Source organism: Paracoccaceae bacterium (assembly GCA_033344815.1).
In the GTDB taxonomy this organism is placed as follows: Bacteria; Pseudomonadota; Alphaproteobacteria; order Rhodobacterales; family Rhodobacteraceae; genus Roseobacter.
Genome location: JAWPMR010000001.1, coordinates 1504617 through 1523122 on the forward strand (window position 1 = coordinate 1504617; position 18506 = coordinate 1523122).

16 protein-coding genes are annotated in these 18506 nt (G+C 59.6%); 10 read left to right on the forward strand and 6 right to left on the reverse strand.

The features are described from left to right. Positions 1–203 precede the first annotated feature (203 nt). Positions 204–1439: an acyl-CoA dehydrogenase family protein gene (locus tag R8G34_07070; GenBank protein ID MDW3222639.1), complete on the reverse strand. Its 1236-nt coding sequence runs from the start codon at positions 1437–1439 to the stop codon at positions 204–206. An 81-nt stretch (positions 1440–1520) separates the two neighbouring features. Between R8G34_07070 and R8G34_07075 the strand changes: the two genes are divergently transcribed. The 4 genes from R8G34_07075 (at position 1521) to R8G34_07090 (ending at position 5275) form a co-directional block, all read left to right on the forward strand. Beyond that, positions 1521–2555, forward strand: a complete 1035-nt coding sequence (locus tag R8G34_07075) for a phosphotransferase (GenBank protein MDW3222640.1) — start codon at positions 1521–1523, stop codon at positions 2553–2555. Between the two features lie 4 nt (positions 2556–2559). Then, on the forward strand, positions 2560–3171 hold the full coding sequence (locus R8G34_07080) for a 2-hydroxychromene-2-carboxylate isomerase (protein ID MDW3222641.1): 612 nt from the start codon (positions 2560–2562) through the stop codon (positions 3169–3171). 61 nt (positions 3172–3232) lie between these two features. Next, the gene (locus R8G34_07085; protein MDW3222642.1) at positions 3233–4423 is read left to right on the forward strand and encodes an FAD-binding oxidoreductase; all 1191 of its coding nucleotides are present in this window, start codon (positions 3233–3235) and stop codon (positions 4421–4423) included. A 15-nt stretch (positions 4424–4438) separates the two neighbouring features. Beyond that, positions 4439–5275: an NAD(P)-dependent oxidoreductase gene (locus tag R8G34_07090; GenBank protein MDW3222643.1), complete on the forward strand. Its 837-nt coding sequence runs from the start codon at positions 4439–4441 to the stop codon at positions 5273–5275. Positions 5276–5279: 4 nt separating this feature from the next. Here the strand turns inward: R8G34_07090 and R8G34_07095 are convergent, their stop codons facing one another. Continuing rightward, entirely contained in the window at positions 5280–5975 is a 696-nt protein-coding gene (locus R8G34_07095) for a UTRA domain-containing protein (GenBank protein ID MDW3222644.1), read from the reverse strand. Further along, positions 5972–7336: a formimidoylglutamate deiminase gene (locus tag R8G34_07100; GenBank protein MDW3222645.1), complete on the reverse strand. Its 1365-nt coding sequence runs from the start codon at positions 7334–7336 to the stop codon at positions 5972–5974. Before R8G34_07100 ends, R8G34_07095 begins: the two co-directional genes overlap by 4 nt. Positions 7337–7412: 76 nt before the next feature. Between R8G34_07100 and hutI the strand changes: the two genes are divergently transcribed. Genes hutI through hutU form a run of 4 tightly spaced genes read left to right on the forward strand, consistent with a single transcriptional unit; the run spans position 7413 to position 12607 of the window. Continuing rightward, a complete protein-coding gene (gene hutI / locus R8G34_07105) occupies positions 7413–8615 on the forward strand; it encodes an imidazolonepropionase (GenBank protein ID MDW3222646.1) in 1203 nt (400 codons plus the stop codon). Further along, positions 8612–10174, forward strand: coding sequence for a histidine ammonia-lyase (gene hutH / locus R8G34_07110; GenBank protein ID MDW3222647.1), 1563 nt, complete (start codon positions 8612–8614; stop codon positions 10172–10174). Before hutI ends, hutH begins: the two co-directional genes overlap by 4 nt. Then, entirely contained in the window at positions 10164–10946 is a 783-nt protein-coding gene (gene hutG, locus R8G34_07115) for an N-formylglutamate deformylase (protein ID MDW3222648.1), read from the forward strand. Before hutH ends, hutG begins: the two co-directional genes overlap by 11 nt. After that, complete coding sequence (gene hutU, locus R8G34_07120; protein ID MDW3222649.1) at positions 10943–12607, forward strand: urocanate hydratase; 1665 nt, start codon at positions 10943–10945, stop codon at positions 12605–12607. The genes hutG and hutU overlap by 4 nt, the downstream gene beginning before the upstream one ends. On the opposite strand, the gene R8G34_07125 is transcribed toward hutU, so the two are convergent. Together R8G34_07125 and R8G34_07130 are read right to left on the reverse strand one after the other, a co-directional pair. Further along, entirely contained in the window at positions 12608–13876 is a 1269-nt protein-coding gene (locus tag R8G34_07125; GenBank protein MDW3222650.1) for a tetratricopeptide repeat protein, read from the reverse strand. It lies immediately after the preceding gene. A 59-nt stretch (positions 13877–13935) separates the two neighbouring features. Next, positions 13936–15300 (reverse strand): MATE family efflux transporter, encoded by a 1365-nt coding sequence (locus R8G34_07130; GenBank protein ID MDW3222651.1) that lies wholly within the window; start codon positions 15298–15300, stop codon positions 13936–13938. 326 nt (positions 15301–15626) lie between these two features. Between R8G34_07130 and R8G34_07135 the strand changes: the two genes are divergently transcribed. Together R8G34_07135 and R8G34_07140 are read left to right on the forward strand one after the other, a co-directional pair. After that, a complete protein-coding gene (locus R8G34_07135; GenBank protein MDW3222652.1) occupies positions 15627–16910 on the forward strand; it encodes a dienelactone hydrolase in 1284 nt (427 codons plus the stop codon). 187 nt (positions 16911–17097) lie between these two features. Next, complete coding sequence (locus tag R8G34_07140) at positions 17098–17640, forward strand: hypothetical protein (protein ID MDW3222653.1); 543 nt, start codon at positions 17098–17100, stop codon at positions 17638–17640. Between the two features lie 91 nt (positions 17641–17731). Here the strand turns inward: R8G34_07140 and R8G34_07145 are convergent, their stop codons facing one another. Beyond that, positions 17732–18496 carry a VPLPA-CTERM sorting domain-containing protein gene (locus R8G34_07145; protein MDW3222654.1) on the reverse strand — a complete coding sequence of 255 codons (765 nt, stop codon included), beginning with the start codon at positions 18494–18496 and terminating at the stop codon, positions 17732–17734. Between the last annotated feature and the right edge of the window lie 10 nt (positions 18497–18506).

The following is an 18506-nucleotide window of genomic DNA, read 5'->3' on the forward strand; positions in this document are numbered from 1 at the left end:
AAAGAGAAACTCCTGTGGCTCAATTGGAAAAGCGACACCACATGCATCAAACACGCAAACACCGGAGCGCAACGACAACAATCTGGCTCCGTAGGGTGGACTTAAGTCCACCTTACGCGCATCTCGCAGTCCTGCGCGCTACGGTTTCCTCCCTTAAACTGCATCCCGTAGCATCAAGACCACAAAGACATTACCGCCTCTCCTCAAATCTTCTCCTGTGTATGCTTGCGTAATTCTGCGCGCGCCACCTGACGACGGTGCACCGCATCCGGCCCATCCGCAAAACGCAGCGCCCGTTGCCAGGTCCAGGCCATCGCCAGCGGTGTGTCCTGGCTGATTCCCTGTCCGCCGTGCATCTGCATCGCCTCGTCGATCACCTTCAGTGCCATGCGGGGGGCCACAACTTTGATCTGACTGATCCAGGGGGCGGCGGCGCGCGCATCGCCTTGATCCATCATCCAAGCCGCTTTGAGACACAGCAGCCGTGCCTGCTCGATTTCCATCCGGCACTCGGCAATGATGTCGAAATTCGCGCCCAGCTGCGCCAGCGGTTTACCGAAGGCCTCTTTGTGCAGGGACCGGTTGCACATCAGCTCCAGCGCGGCCTCCGCCTGACCCACCGAGCGCATGCAATGATGGATCCGCCCAGGTCCAAGGCGCCCTTGCGCGATCTCAAATCCACGTCCCTCCCCCAGCAGCAGGTTTTCGGCGGGCACGCGCACGTTTTTAAAACGGATATGCATATGACCATGGGGCGCGTCATCATGGCCAAACACATGCATGGGGCGCAAAATCTCGATCCCCGGTGTTTCGGCGTCCATCACGATCATCGAATGGCGCTGGTGTTTCGGGGCATCCGCATCCCCGGTGCGCACCATGACGATATAGACCTTGCAGCGTGGATCACCCGCGCCCGAGGCCCAGTATTTATCGCCATTCAAAACATAGGCATCCCCGTCACGCACACAGGACATGGCGATATTTGTCGCATCTGAGGAGGCCACCTCCGGTTCGGTCATCAGATAGGCGGAGCGGATTTCTCCCTCCAGCAGCCGCGACAACCACGTCTCTTTCATGGCCGGCGTGCCGTAGCGCTCAAACACCTCCATATTCCCGGTATCCGGCGCCGAGCAATTGAACACCTCCGCACCCAGCGGCGTGCGCCCCATCTCTTCGGCGAAATAGGCATATTCCACAGTGCTCAGGCCAAAGCCCTTGTCGCTGTCGGTCAACCAGAAATTCCACAGCCCCGCCGCCTTGGCGCGTGCCTTGAGACCTTCGAGGATTTCGGCCTGCCGCGCGGTATATTGCCAGCGATCCCCCTTGCCGATTTCAGCGTGATACTCCGCCTCCATGGGCATGACCTCATCGCGGATCATCGCCGCCACACGGGCCAATAAGTCACGGTTTTCCGGCTTCATGCCAAAGTTCATATCCACGGCCCATCTCTCCCACATGGCAATCGGGGCTTTCCCCGCCGCGCCAGACTTGCTTAGATCGCCACAGGTTGTCCATGCCACATGAAAGTTTTCACGATGCATACCTATGATCCACCCGCGCTCGAAGCCTATCTGGCCCGGCACATCGACGGTTTCACCACATTGGATGGCATCAAAAAATTTTCTGACGGACAATCCAACCCCACCTATCAGATCACCAGCGGCGCGCGCGCCTATGTGCTGCGCGCCAAACCCCCCGGCAAATTGCTCAAATCCGCCCATGCGGTGGATCGCGAATACCGCGTGATGCAAGCGTTGGCAGAAACGCGCGTGCCGGTGCCGCAGGTCTATCACCTCTCGGGGGATGACACGCCGATGGGCACGCAATTGATGGTCATGGAAATGGTGCAGGGACGGATTTTCTGGGACCCTGCCTTGCCGGAACTGGAACGCGACGCCCGCACGCGCACCTATGACGCCATGAACAAAGTGCTCGCTGATCTGCACAGCGTGGATCCGGACGCGGTCGGTCTGTCAGATTATGGCAAACCGGGCAATTACTTCGCACGACAACTGAGGCGCTGGTCCGGTCAATACCGCGATACCGCCACAGATGCGCGCCCGGATGTGGATTGGCTGATCGCTTGGCTGTCCGATCACATGGTCGCGGATGACGGGGCTGCCAGCATCGTGCACGGCGATTTCCGCATTGATAACATGATCTTTGATCCGATACGCGAAGAGGTGATCGCCCTGTTGGACTGGGAACTCAGCACGCTGGGCCATCCGCTGGCGGATCTGGCCTATCAATGCATGCACTGGCGGTTGCCCCACGCGGGGCATTTTCGCGGTCTCGGCGGCGTGGATCGCGCTGCCACGGGGTTGCCCGAGGAACAGGCCTATGTGGCGACCTATTGTGACAGACGCGGCATCGACCCGCCTGAAAACTGGACGTTTTACGTGGCGTTTTCCTACTTTCGCCTGTTGGCCATTTTACAAGGAGTGTTGCGGCGCGGACTGGAGGGAAATGCCTCCAACCCACGGGATTCCGGCCGTCTCAATAACGTCATCGATCTCATGGCCCATGACGCCCGTGCGCTCGCCACGAAAGGGTAAAATCATGAAAGAAATAGAATATTTTTACGCCTGCCATTCCGTATTCGCTTATCTGGGCGCGGGACGGCTCGCTGAAGTCGCCGCAGAAAACAATGCGCGGGTGATCCACCGCCCGTTTGATCTCAACCCGGTGATGGACGCAGCAGGCAGCACGCCCTTCACTGCGCGCTCCAAAACCCACAACGCTTATTTCTTTGGCCGCGAAATCACCCGTTGGGCCGAATACCGCGACCTGCCATGGATCAGACGTCGCCCGACGCACCATGACAATCCGCTTGCGCTTGGCAATGGCGCAATCATTGCTGCGCAAAACGCAGGACTGGATGCAGACGGGCTTTCCCGCGCGCTGCTCGCGGCGCATTGGCGCGATGATGCGGACCCTGCCGACCCGGACCTTATCTTGCGAACCGCCAAAGGTTTGGGACTGGACGGAGCCGCTCTTCTGGACGCGGCGCTCAGCAAGGAGGTACAGGATCAGCATCACGCCAACACCACTGAGGCCATTGCGCGACACATCCTCGGCTCGCCCACCTATTTTGTCGACGGTGACATGTTTTACGGGCAGGACCGACTGGATCTTGTGGCCCGCGCGCTCGACAAACCCTTTGCGCCATGAGAGGTCCGTGTGACACCGCTGCCATCTTACCTACCGGAATCACAAACATCGCGTGGATACCATGACAGAGCACAAGACATATGACGTGATCATCATCGGCGGTGCGATCTATGGCTCCAGCGTCGCATGGTGGCTGACACAGATGGCCGGGTTTCAGGGCCGCATTCTGGTGGTCGAAAAAGACCCCACGTACGAATTTGCCGGCACCAGCCACACCAACAGCTGCATCCGCCAGCAGTTTTCCAACAAGATCAACATCGGTGTGTCGCAATTTGGCGCTGAATTCATCAAGAATTTCCGAACCTTCATGGGGGATGATCCCGAGGTCCCCGAACTGGTCCTGCAAAGCTTCGGTTACATGTATATGGCCGACACGCCCGAATTTGCCGAGACCTTGCGCCAAAGCCAGCAGGTGCAGGCCGATTTAGGGGCGGGCACAAAATTCATGAACGCCGATGAAATCGCCCGCGATTATCCGTTCTACATGCTGGATGACATTGTCGGGGCCAACCACAATCTGGTGGATGAGGGGTATTTCGACGGGGGCACCATGTTTGACTGGTTCAAACGCATGGCGCGCAAGAATGGCGTAGAATACGTGGCCGATGAGGTCGTCGCGCTCACACGAAACGGCAACCGCATCGACGGTGTCACGCTGAAATCAGGGGCCACGCTCGCCTGTGGAACTGTCGTCAATAGCTCTGGAACGCGCGGCGCGCTGGTCGCGCAGATGGCCGGGCTTGATATCCCGATCGAGCCGCGCAAACGTTATACCTACATCTTTGACGCCGCCCATCCGCTGGATCGTGATCTGCCACTGACCATTGATCCCTCCGGCGTGCACATGCGCACGGATGGGCGCTATTATCTCGCCGGCGGTCCACCCGATGATGACCCGGCCGTGGCCCATGACGATTACAATGCTGATCACGGGCTTTGGGAAGATAAATTCTGGCCCATCATCGCCACCCGCATTCCCCAGTTTGAACAGATCAAGCTGATCAACATGTGGGTCGGGCATTATGATTTTAACACGCTCGATCAAAACGCGATTGTCGGCCCCCATCCGGAAGTTGAGAACTTCATGTTCCTGAACGGTTTTTCAGGACATGGGTTGCAACAATCGCCTGCTTTGGGGCGCGGTATGGCCGAACGGATCGCGTATGGTGAATACCGTTCGCTTGATCTAGAGCCATTCTATGTGGACCGCGTGCTGCGCGGCGAAAAATTCTTGGAAAAAGCCGTCATCTAAAGGCGAGGAAGGACTATCATGAAACTGGTATTAACTGGGGCTGCGGGCCGTTTGGGCTCTTATTTGCGCGAACCACTGGCGGCGATGTGTGATACGCTGGTCAGCACGGATATTGCCGAGGACATCGGCACGCTCTATCCCGGCGAATCCTATGTGCGCGCTGATCTGGCCGATATGGCGCAGATCGCTCCCGTGCTGGAAGGCGCGGATATGGTGATCCATTTCGGCGCTATCGTGGATGAAAAACCCTTTGAGGAACTGCTTGGTCCCAATTTTGTCGGCTCCTATAACATCTGGGAAGCGGGTTATAAGGCCGGTGTGAAACGCATCGTCTATGCCTCCTCGATCCACGCCGTGGGCATGTATGAGAAGTCGGAATTCATCGGCACCAGCGTGGAACACCGCCCCGATACGTTTTACGGCTTGGCGAAATGTTTCACCGAAGATCTGGGCCGGATGTATTGGGAAAAACGCGCGCTGGAATCGGTACATCTGCGCATTCTGTCCTGCGCGCAGGTCAACAACTCTCGCGCCCTTGGATCATGGCTCAGCTATGATGATCTGATCCAATTGGTCACCCGCGCGATTGACACACCTTCCGTTGGTTTCACCATTGCTTACGGTGTATCAGCCAATGATCGCGCTCCGGTGGACAATACCAGCGCCGCTTTTTTGGGTTATCGCCCCAAGGACAACGCCGAGCAATTTGCCGCCCAGATCCTCGCCGATGAAGGCCCGGTGGACGTGAACGATCCCGGTCAGATGTGTCATGGCGGGCCCTTCGCAAAGGTCGATCTGGGGCAAAGCGGGATGGCCCATCTGAATGTCATCGACGACAGGAAAGAGACCTGAGAGGTCAGATCTGCGTCTGCATCCGGTAGCCGGGCGCAAAACTCATCCGCACAAATGTGACGGAGCGTGCCTGCGCCCAGGTGCATCGCTCCGTCACGAAAATCGCCGCACCCGGCTCTGTTTGTAACATCTGTGCCGTGTCCGCCGTCGCCGCCTCAGCGCAGAACGTGATGTCCCCATGGGAAAACGGCGCATGACCCAGCAACCATTCATTGGCGCTGATCTGTGAAAAATCCTGCTCAGCGGCTTCTGGAACGGTTGTGAGGTTGATCCAGCGTTTCTCGGCGATAAACGGCGTATCATTTTGAAAATGAACCGCTTTCAGGTGTAACACATCATCATTCATCAACATTAAAGCGCCCACCTCCGCGGGTACCGCAGATGTTTGCGACAACATCAATTGATGCGCATAGCTGTGGCCTGCGTCCTCAACTTGCTTGCGTATCATCGGGATGTCCAATGTGGCCCGGCGCACCGGATGCAGCGCCACACGCGTGCCCGCCTTACGCCGCCGCTCCAACAGCCCGGAGTCCGACAAAGCGCGCAAGGCTCGGTTCACTGTGGCGCGCGCGCAGCCGAGTTCCTGCGCAATATCGACCTCATTGGGGATCATATCCCCCGGCCGCCAGACCCGCGCTTGCAAGCGGCGCAACATCTCATCCCGCACGGCCTGCCATGAATTGAAAGCGGCCTGCGTCATATCACATCGCGCAGATGCGCCAGTGTTTCGATATAATCTGCACGGATCGTGTCATGACGAATATGTCGGCCGTCTTGTACCAAATGCCGCCCGGCGGACCAGACATCGCGGATCACACGGTGATCGCTGGCGAAAATGAAACTGTCCAGAATTGTGTCCTCCTCGCGCCCCACAAGATCGGCAGCCCCTGCATCCAGCGCCAGCATGTCCGCCCAGGCCCCCGGTTGCAGACCACTTGGTCCCCGCCCCGCCGCCTGCGCGCCTCCTGTTACCGCGGTCTCAAACAGAAACCGCCCGGTAGAGCGGTCGCGCGTCGCCAGAATGGCCCGGTTTTGATCGCGCAGGCGCTGAGAATATTCCAGAGTGCGCAGCTCCTCTATCAGTGAAATGCGAATGTTGCTGTCTGATCCCACGGCCATGGCACCTTGCCCTGCCATCCAGCCGGTTGCGTTGAAAATACCGTCGCCAAGGCTGCTTTCGGTGATCGGGCACAGGCCCGCAACCGCGCCGGTCCGGGCCAGCCCCGTCGTTTCGCTCCCCGTCATCTGCGTGCAATGAATGAGACACCATTGCCCGTCCACATCTACGTTATCCAACATCCACTGTACGGGCCGCGCGCCCCAGGACGCCTCGACCTCTGTAACTTCGCCTTGTTGCTCCGCCAGATGCATATGGACGGGTCCAGTCCCTGAAAGCGCTGCCACACGCGCCAAATCCTGCTTCGCCACCGCACGCAGCGAATGCGGTGCCGCGCCCATGATCGCGTCCTTGGGCAGAACCTTCATCCCCGCCCGCGCGTCTTCCCACAGCATCGCAAATCGATCCAGATCATTGCCGAACCGCACTTGCCCCGGACCCAGCGCGCATTGATCACAACCGCCAAATTGATAGTGCACCGGTAACAGCGTCAGGCCGATGCCGCTTGTTTCCGCGGCTGCGATGATCTGCGCGGACATCTCCGCAAGCGCATCATAGGGCGCACCGCCCGGTTGATGATGCAGGTAATGAAACTCCACCGACGCCCCGAACCCCGCCTCCAGCATTTCCATCTGCACAAAGGCCGTGATGGCGGCCACATCCTGCGGGCGCAGCTTATCGAGAAAGCGATACATCAACTGCCGCCATGTCCAGAAACTGTCGCAGGGATCAGGCCCGCGCCGTTCGGACAATCCGGCCATCGCGCGCTGAAACGCATGGCTGTGAGCATTCACCGGCGCGGGCAACAAGATATCGACGCGCGTTCCCTGCGCTGGTTGGCCCGGTTCGACACGCGAAATTCGCCCGCTCGCCGCCACCTCGATCAGCACGTCATCCTGCCAGCCTTCAGGTGTCAGGGCGGTCTTGGACCAGATCAAAGCCACAGGCGTCTCCGTCTTGACAGTTATTATGTACGTACATAATAATCAGGCCAGTTCATTTCGCAAGAGGATCCTGCGCATGATTCTGTCCAATCTGACGCTGATGGCGATGACGGGCTCGGATCATCCGGTGCCTGATGCGGTGATTGCGATGCAAGACGGTCGCATCGCCTGGTGCGGTGCGCGCGCGGACCTTCCCGCAGAATACCACAATGATGACAACACGGATCTTCAAGGGCGGTTGGTCACGCCCGGCCTGATCGATTGTCATACCCATGTGGTCTACGGCGGCAACCGCGCGGCGGAATTCGAACAGCGGTTGGAAGGGGCCAGTTACGCCGAAATCGCGCAGTCAGGCGGCGGCATCATGTCCACCGTCACGGCCACACGCGCCACATCCGAGGAGGCTCTGATCGCGCAGGCCCTACCGCGCGTGGATGCGATGATCGCTGAAGGCGTCACCACGCTTGAAATCAAATCAGGCTATGGTTTGGATCTGGATACTGAATTGCGGATGCTGCGCGCCGCCCGTGCCCTTGCCGGGCAGCGCCCCATCCATGTGCACACCAGTTTTCTCGGGGCGCACGCCCTGCCGCCGGACTATCACGCGCGCCCGGATGACTATATCGACACGGTCTGCATCCCCGCCCTTCAGGCCGCCCATAAAGAGGGTCTCGTGGACGCGGTGGATGGGTTTTGCGAGCATATCGCCTTTGATACGGTTCAGATCGCGCGCGTTTATGACGCCGCACAAGCGCTTGGTTTACCGATAAAATTACACGCCGAACAATTGTCACATCAGGGCGGTACGGCACTGGCGGCAGCGCGCGGCGCCTTGTCGGCCGATCATCTGGAATACGCCACTGAAAAAGACGCCAAGGCGATGGCCGGTGCGGGCATGGTTGCCGTGATCCTGCCCGGCGCTTTCTATACACTGCGCGAAACGCAAATCCCCCCGATCAAAGCCTTTCGCGCGGCGGGCGTGCCCATGGCGCTCAGCACCGATTGCAATCCCGGCTCCTCGCCAATGACTTCCTTGCTCTTGGCAATGAATATGGGCTGTACCCTATTTGGGATGACGCCCAGCGAAGCCCTGGCTGGTGTGACCCGCAATGCGGCACAGGCGTTGGGTCTTGGGGATGTTGGACAGATCGCCCAGGGCCTGCGCGCCGATCTGGCTGTCTGGGACGTGGCGCATCCAGCGGAATTATCCTACCGAATTGGATTCAATCCACTTTATGCCCGCATCTTTGGCGGCCAAATCGCCACGATGCGCCCATGACACATGTTCTGGCTCCCGGCGCGGCAACCCTCGCCGATTTGTATGACATCTGGACCAGCGATGACGCCGTGGTTTTGCATGATACCGCCCGCGCGCGTATCGAAGCCGCTGCCGCCCTCGTGGAAACCGCCGCGCGTGGGGAGGCCGCCGTCTATGGCGTCAACACCGGTTTTGGCAAACTCGCTAGCATCAAGATCGCCACAGAAGATACTGAAAAGCTTCAACGTAACCTTGTTTTGTCCCATTGCTGTGGCGTCGGCGAACCACTGGAGGCCAACACGACGCGGTTGATGATGGCGTTGAAACTGCTGTCCTTGGGGCGCGGGGCATCGGGCGTGCGCTGGTCCACCGTGACGCATATTCAGGACCTTTTGGCGTGCGGCGTTATGCCCGTTGTCCCGGTGCAGGGGTCGGTCGGGGCCTCGGGCGATCTTGCCCCTCTCGCCCATATGGCCGCCGTGCTGATTGGCGAAGGCGAAGCCGTTTTTGAGGGCGCGCGCCTGCCCGGGCGCGAAGCCTTGCGCGCCGCAGGTTTGTCGCCAATCACGCTGGGCCCCAAAGAGGGGTTGGCCTTGATCAACGGCACGCAATTCTCCACCGCCTGTGCGCTGGTGGGTTTCTTTGAGGCCTGGGACAACGCCCGCGCTTGTGTCGTCACGGCAGCACTCTCCACGGATGCCATTATGGGCTCCACCGCGCCGCTGGCACCCGAAATACATACCCTGCGCGGCCATCCCGGCCAGATCGACGCGGCCCGCGCGCAACGCAGCCTGATGGCAGGTTCCGAAATCCGCGACAGCCACCGCGACGGGGACACCCGTGTGCAGGACCCCTATTGCATCCGCTGCCAGCCGCAAGTCTCAGGCGCGGCGATGGACCTGTTGCGCGCAGCCGGCGAAACCTTGCAGACCGAGGCCAATGCCGTCACCGACAATCCGCTTGTGTTGGTCGATCCCGATCATCCAACGGGCGGGCAAATCGTTTCGGGTGGAAACTTTCACGCAGAGCCCGTGGGATTTGCCGCCGATCAGATCGCCGTGGCACTGGCCGAAATCGGGGCGATTGCGCAAAGACGGGTGGCCTTGATGGTCGATCCGACGCTCAGCTTTGATCTGCCGCCGTTTCTGACACCGGATCCGGGGTTGAATTCCGGCCTGATGATTGCCGAAGTCACCACTGCCGCTCTGATGAGCGAAAACAAACACCTCGCGAACCCCTGCACCACCGACAGCACGCCCACCTCTGCCAACCAGGAGGACCACGTCAGCATGGCGGCCCATGCCGCGCGCCGGCTGCGCAAAATGAACGCAAATCTGAATGTCATCCTCGGGGTCGAAGCGATCTGCGCCGCGCAGGGCATTGAATACCGCGCGCCCCTGCGCACAAGCCCGGCCCTGCAGCGCGTGATCGCCCGCTTGCGCGCCAAACTGCCCCCGCTTGGACAGGATCGATACCTTGCAGGGGATATCGAGGCCGCCGCGCGTATGGTATCTGACGGCACATTGGCGCAGGACCTTGACCTGCCCGGCCTTACAAAGGAATCGCCTGATGCCCGTTGACGTCATTGCCGGATCAAGCCCGCTGATCCTCGCCTTTCCCCATGTGGACACCGAAATACCGCAGCCGATCCTGCAACGTCTGAACGATACAGGGCGTCGGCTGATGGACACCGACTGGCACGTCGACCGGCTCTACCGCGATCTGGTGCAGGATGTGACGACCGTGCGCGCCAACTTCCACCGCTATGTCTGCGATGCAAACCGCGATCCCTCCGGGCAGAGCCTCTACCCCGGTAAGTTCACCACCGGGCTGGTGCCGCTGACAAACTTTGAGGGCGCGCCGATCTGGGATGCACCGCCCAGCAAACATGAAATGGCCACCTGGCGCTCCGCCTTCCATGCCCCCTATCACGCCTCCCTGTCTGCGCAGATCGCGCGTCTGCGCTCCAAACACGGCTTTGCCATCCTGTTTGACTGTCATTCGATCCGCTCGCAGATTCCAAACCTGTTTGACGGCGTGCTGCCCGATCTCAATCTTGGCACGAATCTAGGCGCCGCCTGCGATCACAAAATAACCGCCCACCTCACCAATCTTTGCAAACAGGCGACCCCCTACAGCAGCGTTGTGAACGGTCGCTTCAAGGGGGGCTGGACCACCCGTAACCATGGCCGTCCCAAATCCGGCGTGCATGCGCTTCAGATGGAACTGGCGCAATCGACCTACCTCGTCGCTGAGAAAGATCCTTGGCTCTATGATGAGGCCAAGGCGGAGCCGTTGCGCGCCGTCCTGCGCGACATCCTTGAATACCTGCAAAACTGGAGACCCGCATGAGTGATCCGCGCAAAAACACCCGTGATGTTTATCCGGCCACAGGCCCCGAGATCACCGCCAAAAGCTGGCTCACCGAGGCGCCGATGCGCATGCTGATGAACAACCTGCACCCGGATGTGGCTGAAAACCCGCATGAGCTGGTGGTGTACGGCGGGATCGGACGCGCGGCGCGCACATGGGATGATTTCGACCACATCGTGGCCAGTCTGAAAACCCTCGAGGACGATCAGACGCTTCTGGTACAATCGGGCAAGCCTGTGGGCGTGTTCCAAACCCACAAGGATGCCCCGCGCGTGCTGATCGCCAATTCAAATCTGGTGCCGCATTGGGCCAATTGGGATCATTTCAACACGCTCGATAAAAAGGGGCTGGCCATGTATGGTCAGATGACCGCCGGGTCATGGATCTACATTGGGTCACAAGGCATTGTGCAGGGCACCTATGAAACCTTCATGGAGGCCGGGCGGCAGCATTATGACGGCGATCTCACGGGGCGCTGGATCTTGACCGGGGGCCTCGGGGGCATGGGCGGCGCGCAACCTTTGGCGGCGGTCATGGCGGGGGCGTGCTGTCTGGCGGTGGAATGCAATGTCGAGAGCATAGATTTTCGCCTGCGCACCAGATATTTGGACGAGAAAGCTGAGACTCTGGATGAGGCCCTCTCGCTCATCGAAAAATGGACCGCTGCCGGTCAGGCGAAATCCGTGGGGCTGCTCGGCAATGCCGCTGATGTGTTTCCGGAACTGGTGCGCCGCGGCATCCGTCCTGACATCGTGACCGATCAGACCAGCGCGCATGACCCGATCAACGGTTACCTGCCACAGGGCTGGAGCATGGGGGAATGGAAAGCCAAGCGGGAAAGCGACCCCAAGGCGGTCGAAAAGGCGGCGCGCGCCTCTATGAAAATCCATGTTGCGGCGATGGTGGATTTCTGGAACGCGGGGGTCCCGACGCTGGATTACGGCAACAACATCCGACAAGTCGCGCTTGAAGAGGGTTTGGAAAACGCCTTTGCCTTTCCCGGTTTCGTACCTGCCTATATTCGCCCGCTGTTTTGCCGGGGCATCGGGCCGTTTCGCTGGTGTGCGCTTTCCGGTGATCCGGAGGATATTTACAAAACCGATCGCAAGGTCAAGGAGTTGGTCGATGATCCTCACCTGCACAACTGGCTTGATATGGCGCGCGAACGCATCAGCTTTCAGGGCCTGCCCGCGCGCATTTGCTGGGTCGGTCTGGGCGTGCGCGACAAACTCGGTCTTGCGTTCAACGAGATGGTACGTAAGGGCGAACTTTCCGCCCCGATTGTGATCGGGCGTGATCATCTGGATTCAGGCTCTGTCGCCTCGCCTAACCGCGAAACGGAAGCCATGCGCGATGGCTCGGATGCGGTAAGCGACTGGCCGTTGCTAAATGCACTGCTGAACACGGCAAGTGGCGCGACCTGGGTCTCGCTGCATCACGGGGGTGGTGTCGGCATGGGGTTCAGCCAGCATTCCGGCATGGTGATCTGTTGTGACGGGACTGCAGATGCCGACCGGCGCATCGCCCGCGTGCTTTGGAACGATCCGGCCACAGGGGTGATGCGTCATGCTGATGCGGGGTATGAAGAGGCGATGCATTGCGCGCGCGACAACAAATTGGCCCTTCCTGCGATACTTTAGCTATGAGGCGTAAGTATCTGCAATCAAAGGACGCCTGAGCGCAGCCAAATGCCCTGCCTCCTCGGTTGATCCTTGCCGCATCAGGCAGGCCAACAGGCTGTGTTCGACCAGATCACGTTGCGCGCGGCTGCCGCCAATCCGCGCGGTATCGGCCATTGCAGCACGCAAATGTCTCGACGCCGCGGCCCAATCCGCCTGCGCCATATCCTGAAAGCCCAAGGCAATATTCGGCACAAGATCCGCCGCAGGCCCGGCGGGATCGGAAATGATGCGCGCCAACGCAGCACCATCCCCAGCCATCGCATGGGCGACCGCCGCATGCATATCAATAAATGCATTACCCGTGCGCGGGAAAGCCTTTGCGGCAAATTCGCTGATCGCCGCCCAGCGCGCGACGGGCACCTCCACCCCTGCCAGTTCCGCCCGGTGCAGCAAGGAGGCAGTATCCACCAGCACGCTCAGCGGCGCGCCCCCAATGGCCGCCTCAGGTGTCACCGCATCATCCAGCAGTGCCCACATGCCGTCCACATCCCCGGTCTGCAAACTCCACAGCGCCTGATGCCAACTGAGGTGCCCATGCATCACCCCTGCCTTGTCATACCCCTTCAGCCAATCCTTTAAAAAACCGATGCCATTTTTGACATCGCCTTCTTCATAAGACACATGAGAGCGCACATGCGCCCCATGGGCATTGTCCGGTTTGATCGCCAGGGCGGCATCAATCATCTCACCCGCCTGCGCCAATTGCCCGGTCTCGCAAAGCGCAAAGGCGTATTGGCTCATCAGCCACCAGTCCTGCCCGTAATGCGGCATCAGGCGGGACAGAAAGGCCAGCATCTGCGCCTCGCGGCCGGGCTGTCCGGAGAATCCGATCAACCCGTAAATGGATGAACTGGTCTGGGCCACAATTGCGTCGCGCGGGTATTGATCCGTATGGGCGTAAACCGCCTGCAAGGCGTCGGCCCCCTTGCCCTTCAACATCAGCGATACCGTATGGATCTGCGATGCTTCGCGCGCAGTGACGTCTTTGGCGAGGCCTTCAGCCTGTGCAATGGCCTGCCGTGCGCCCGCCGTATCGCCGACTGTCTGACGCGCCCTTGCAAGACCCACATGGGCGGCGGCAAAATGCGGGTCCGCCTCAATCGCCGCGAGGAATCCTTTGTCCATCTGTGGCTGTCCCGCCAACAATCGATCCATCGATTGATGAAAATGATCCGCCGCCCGCTCAGAAGAAGTGGTCAGCACATTGTCGTAGCGGTCTTTGATCATGGTATTCCCCCGGCGCCCGGACAAAGGCTAGGTCAGGTCGGGCAGAGACGCAAGCAAGCTCAAACCACGCGGGTTTTGAGCGCGCGCAGCATGACACTCCAGAACCGTATGGACAACAACAGGGCGGCGAGACCGAGACCCACAACAAGACCCAGCCAGACACCGATTGCGCCAAACCCCAGAACGAAGCCCAAAAGGTAAGAGCATGGAATTCCAATCACCCAATAGCTCAGCCCGGCGCAGATCATCGGGATCCGCGTGTCCTGAATGCCGCGCAAAAGCCCCAGTGCGATGACCTGCGCCCCGTCGACCAGTTGAAACAGGGCCGCCATGGCCAGCAATCCCACACCGATGGTCAGAATCGCCTCTCTCTGCGGCTCCTCTTTTTGCATGAAAAGAGAGATCAAAGCCTCTGGCATCAATAGGAAAATCACAACCGTTATGCCTGCGACCACGAGAGATGTGATCGTGACCACGAGAGCGCCCTTTTCCATGTGGCCCGGGTCGTGCCGCCCGTAGGCATTGCCCGCGCGGATGGTGGCGACATTGCTCAGCCCCATGTGGATCATGAAGGTGATTGAGGCCAGTTGCAGGGCGACGCCATGTGCGGCCAGCGTCACCGTGCCCAGCCAGCCCATCATCATGGCAGAGGCCGCAAACAGCCCGACTTCGCTGAGACCGGTCAATCCGATAGGCCAACCAAGACGAAACACCCGCGCCAGCATTTTCCAGTCCGCCCGCCAGAGCCGCTGAAACAACAGATGCTCGGGCAAGCTGGCGCGCGCGTAGATCACGATACCGATCAGAGCAATGACCTGCGTAGTGACGGAGGCAATCGCAGCCCCGGCGATCCCCAGTTCCGGCGCGCCCCAATTGCCAAAGATCAGCGCGTAGTTGACGATGGCATTCACCACCGCGCTCAACACCGTGATCCACAACACAACCTGCGTGCGCTCCAGAGCGGCGAGATAAGACTTCAGCACCATGACCAGCAGCGCGGGCAGGATGCCAAACCCGGCGATGCTCAGATAGACGCCGGCATCCGCAGCCAGCCGCTCTCCCTGCCCCAAGGCCCGTAACAAGGGATCAGACCACAGCATGGCCGGCAGGGCCAGCAGCGCAAATCCAAGGCTCAGCCAAAGCCCCATTCGCGTTGCGCGACGCAGGCCAATCTCGTCCCCTTCCGCGTCAAAAGAGGCCACCATGGGCATCACCGCCCAGGCAAACCCGGAGCCAAAGATGAACAACACAAAGAAAAACGTCGATCCCAGCGTTACCGCCGCCAGCGCCTCGACCCCGTACCAGCCCAGCATCACCGTATCGGTCACGCCGATCGCCGTCTGCGCAAGATGCCCACCGATCAGCGGCAGGCCCAGCCGCAGAATAGCGCGGCCGTGCTCGGGGTATGTCATGACTTTGACCATACCTCCCCCTTACGCCCCGCGTCGCGCATGTGGAAGAGGTCGCATGAGCAGGTCATTGGAAAAACCACGTCAAGGCGCTGACGCCCCTGGTTCAGATTGCGCACCCCACAGATGTATACATCAGGGGCGCCCGCGACAAAGGCATGTCACATTTACACACGCCCTGACACTATCAGCTTGTTCCCTGACGCAGATATGTGACACCGAAGAGACGGAAAAACACGCCTGACATGGAAATTTCATATCATAACTACTTGAATGCTCAAGAATACCTTGTCACTCTATACGTAGCAGTATGTACAGCGACCGCGCCGTGGAGCCCGAAGATGAAGACCAACCGACCTCTAGCAGCTTTGAGTGCGCTGCTGGCAGCCCCCGCTCTCGCGAACCCTATTGATCTGATACGACCTGATGCGCCGGAACTGGCCGCCTATGGTCTGTTGCCAATTGGGGTGCAAACGCTGGAACTGTCGCATCCGGGTCAGATCGATGTGGTCAATGTGGATGGCGATGACGCACCTGTCTATGACCGCCCGCTGAAGGCCGAGATCTGGTATCCTGCAGCGCCCGGCACCACGCCCGGTGGCACATATCGCGCCTATCTGCGTGATGGAAAGACCGAAGTCACACTGACCGGACGCGCCGCGCGCGATGCCCCCCCTGCGGCGCAGGGACGTTATCCGCTGATCATCATCAGCCATGGCTATCCGGGCAATCGCTTCCTGATGTCGCATCTGGGCGAAAACCTTGCCTCCAAGGGGTTTGTGACGGTTTCCATTGACCACACGGACAGCACCTATTCGGATCAGAACCTGTTTGGCTCCACCTTGCTGAACCGTCCGATCGACCAACGCTTTGTGCTCGATGAGATGACAAATCTTGGGGGGGATCTTGGCGCTTTGATCAATACCGGTGTCGTCGGCATCATCGGCTATTCCATGGGGGGATACGGCGCGCTGGTCTTTGGCGGTGCTGGCGTGACCCAATCGGCCACCGAATACAGCTGGGGCGCGCCCAACGGCCTGTTGGCCCGGCATCTTGCCGGCTCGGACAGCCATGAGGCCCTTGTTGATCCGCGTGTGCGGGCGATTATTGCCATTGGACCCTGGGGGCGCAACGCGGATTTCTGGGATGCCAACGGCATGGGCGGGCTGCGAGTTCCGACCCTGTTCATGGCCGGCAGCGCCGATGACGTCTCTGTCTATGAGACAATCCGCACGATCTTCGCTGAAGCCGGTGGCACGGACCGGCATCTGCTGACCTTTGATCACGCCAATCACAATGCTGCCGCACCGATCCCGGCACCCATCGAATCCTGGACCCCGGTGGAGGATCTGGATATCACCCCCTTCGAACATTATGCCGACCCGGTCTGGGACACGACCCGCATGAATAACATCGCCCAGCATTTCGCGACTGCTTTCATGGACTTGCACCTCAAAGGGGACATCAGCAAGAGCGCCTATCTCGATCTTATCGAGGAGTCAGAGGACGGCATTCAGGCGCTGGATGAAGAAGGCAAGCCGACTGAGGATCATACATATTGGACCGGATTTGCCCCCCGCACCGCCAAAGGGCTGAGGTTTGAAACCCTTCTGGAGGGCGAATAGGTAGGTTCTGGTGTGCAGAACGCGCGCCTTGGTCGATCAAAAATGCGGGCGGGCATTCCGCAAGCAAGCCAAAGTGGAGTGTTGCAATGCCAGCGGAGCGTGACCATTTTTCTCGCGGACATCCCGCTTGGTGCATAAGGTGGGTCACCGGGCTGCAAAGTATTTTTGCCGGGCAACCAGTGCAGCCATGATCCGCATTTTCAGAGACGCCCTCATCGGGATTGCAGCCATTTGCTGGACCACAGTAGCCCTTGCCCAGACCCTGACCGCTGAGGACCAGCGCGACCTGGCAGCCGTTGTCGAGCAATTCCTCGCAGATACGCGCGCGCTGAATGTGTCCGGCGTGGTCGAAACCATGCCCCCGTCAGTGATCGCCGATCTCGCCCACCGCAACGATATGACCGAAACGGAACTGATCAGCGCAGTGGTCGAGGCGATGGAAGCGGCGATGGAGTCGGTGGCGTTGCTCGAGGTTCAGATGGACAGCACAGCAGCGGTCCTGGGCGAAACATCGGCTGGGCGGATCTTTGTCCTCTTGCCGACAATGACGCTTATGCAGGTCGGGGACGCCGTCTATCGTGCCGGGTCTCACACATTGGCATTCAAAGAGACCGGTCAGTGGTCTCTCATCCGTCTTGATGAACCGAGCCAGCGCCAGATGCTGGTGAATGCCCTGCCCGAATTCACGGGCATCACCTTTCCCGAAGCAAGCTTGGAACAGATTGAATAGGGCCCTGATCACGGGGACTGCGCTGTTGCGATCCGCGCAAAAAAAAGCCCGCGAAATCAAGCGGGCTTTCTTGTTTGATTATATGAAGGGCTCAGGCCGCTTTTTGCTTGCGTCTGCGCATCGCGCCCAAGGCTCCAAGGCCGCCCAACAACAGCAGACCCGCCGCAGGAACCGGCACAGGCGAGATGTTGATGTTGATGTCGCCGTGGCTCCGTCCGGAAATGTTATCCAAGGACTTTGCTACGTAATTCGTATTGGTCGCCTGTGAAAGAATGTTCCAGGTGAACCAGCCCGCGCCGCCGACGCCTTGGTTTTTGTCATTTGCGCTCTCGCCCAATTGGAAAGGAATTTCCTTTGGATCAAGCGGGAACGGCGTCAAAGTCATCATCAGACCGTCGAGAAGGCCAACGCCCGTCAGGGTCGCCGATTTGATGTTATAGTAGGACCATGTATCCTTCAGCGCGTCTTTCTCCGCAGTTGTCAGACCATTGGCAAAACCGCCATCCATGGTGCCACCGCCGCCTGGAGCATTCGGGTTGAGCAGATCATACTCGACAGCAAGATCCATCTGCAGGTCGGTGTCACTGTTGTTTGCGATGCGGCCGTCAAGGGACGCTGTCACGTTGTTTGCACCGACGTTGAATTTGCCAGCGCCGCCGACAAACTGCCAGTAGTTGCTAGCAGCAGATCCAAAAATACCGGGCAGCCATACGGTGTGGAAATTGCTTCCGGATTTTACGCTCGTGGCGTTGTAGTCGCCCTCATACATTGTCGCGGCATCTGCCTCGCCTCCCAGCAAAACAGCGGCCGATACCGCCAAAGCGATCGCGCCTGTTTTAAGTAAGTTAAGACTCATTCAATCATTC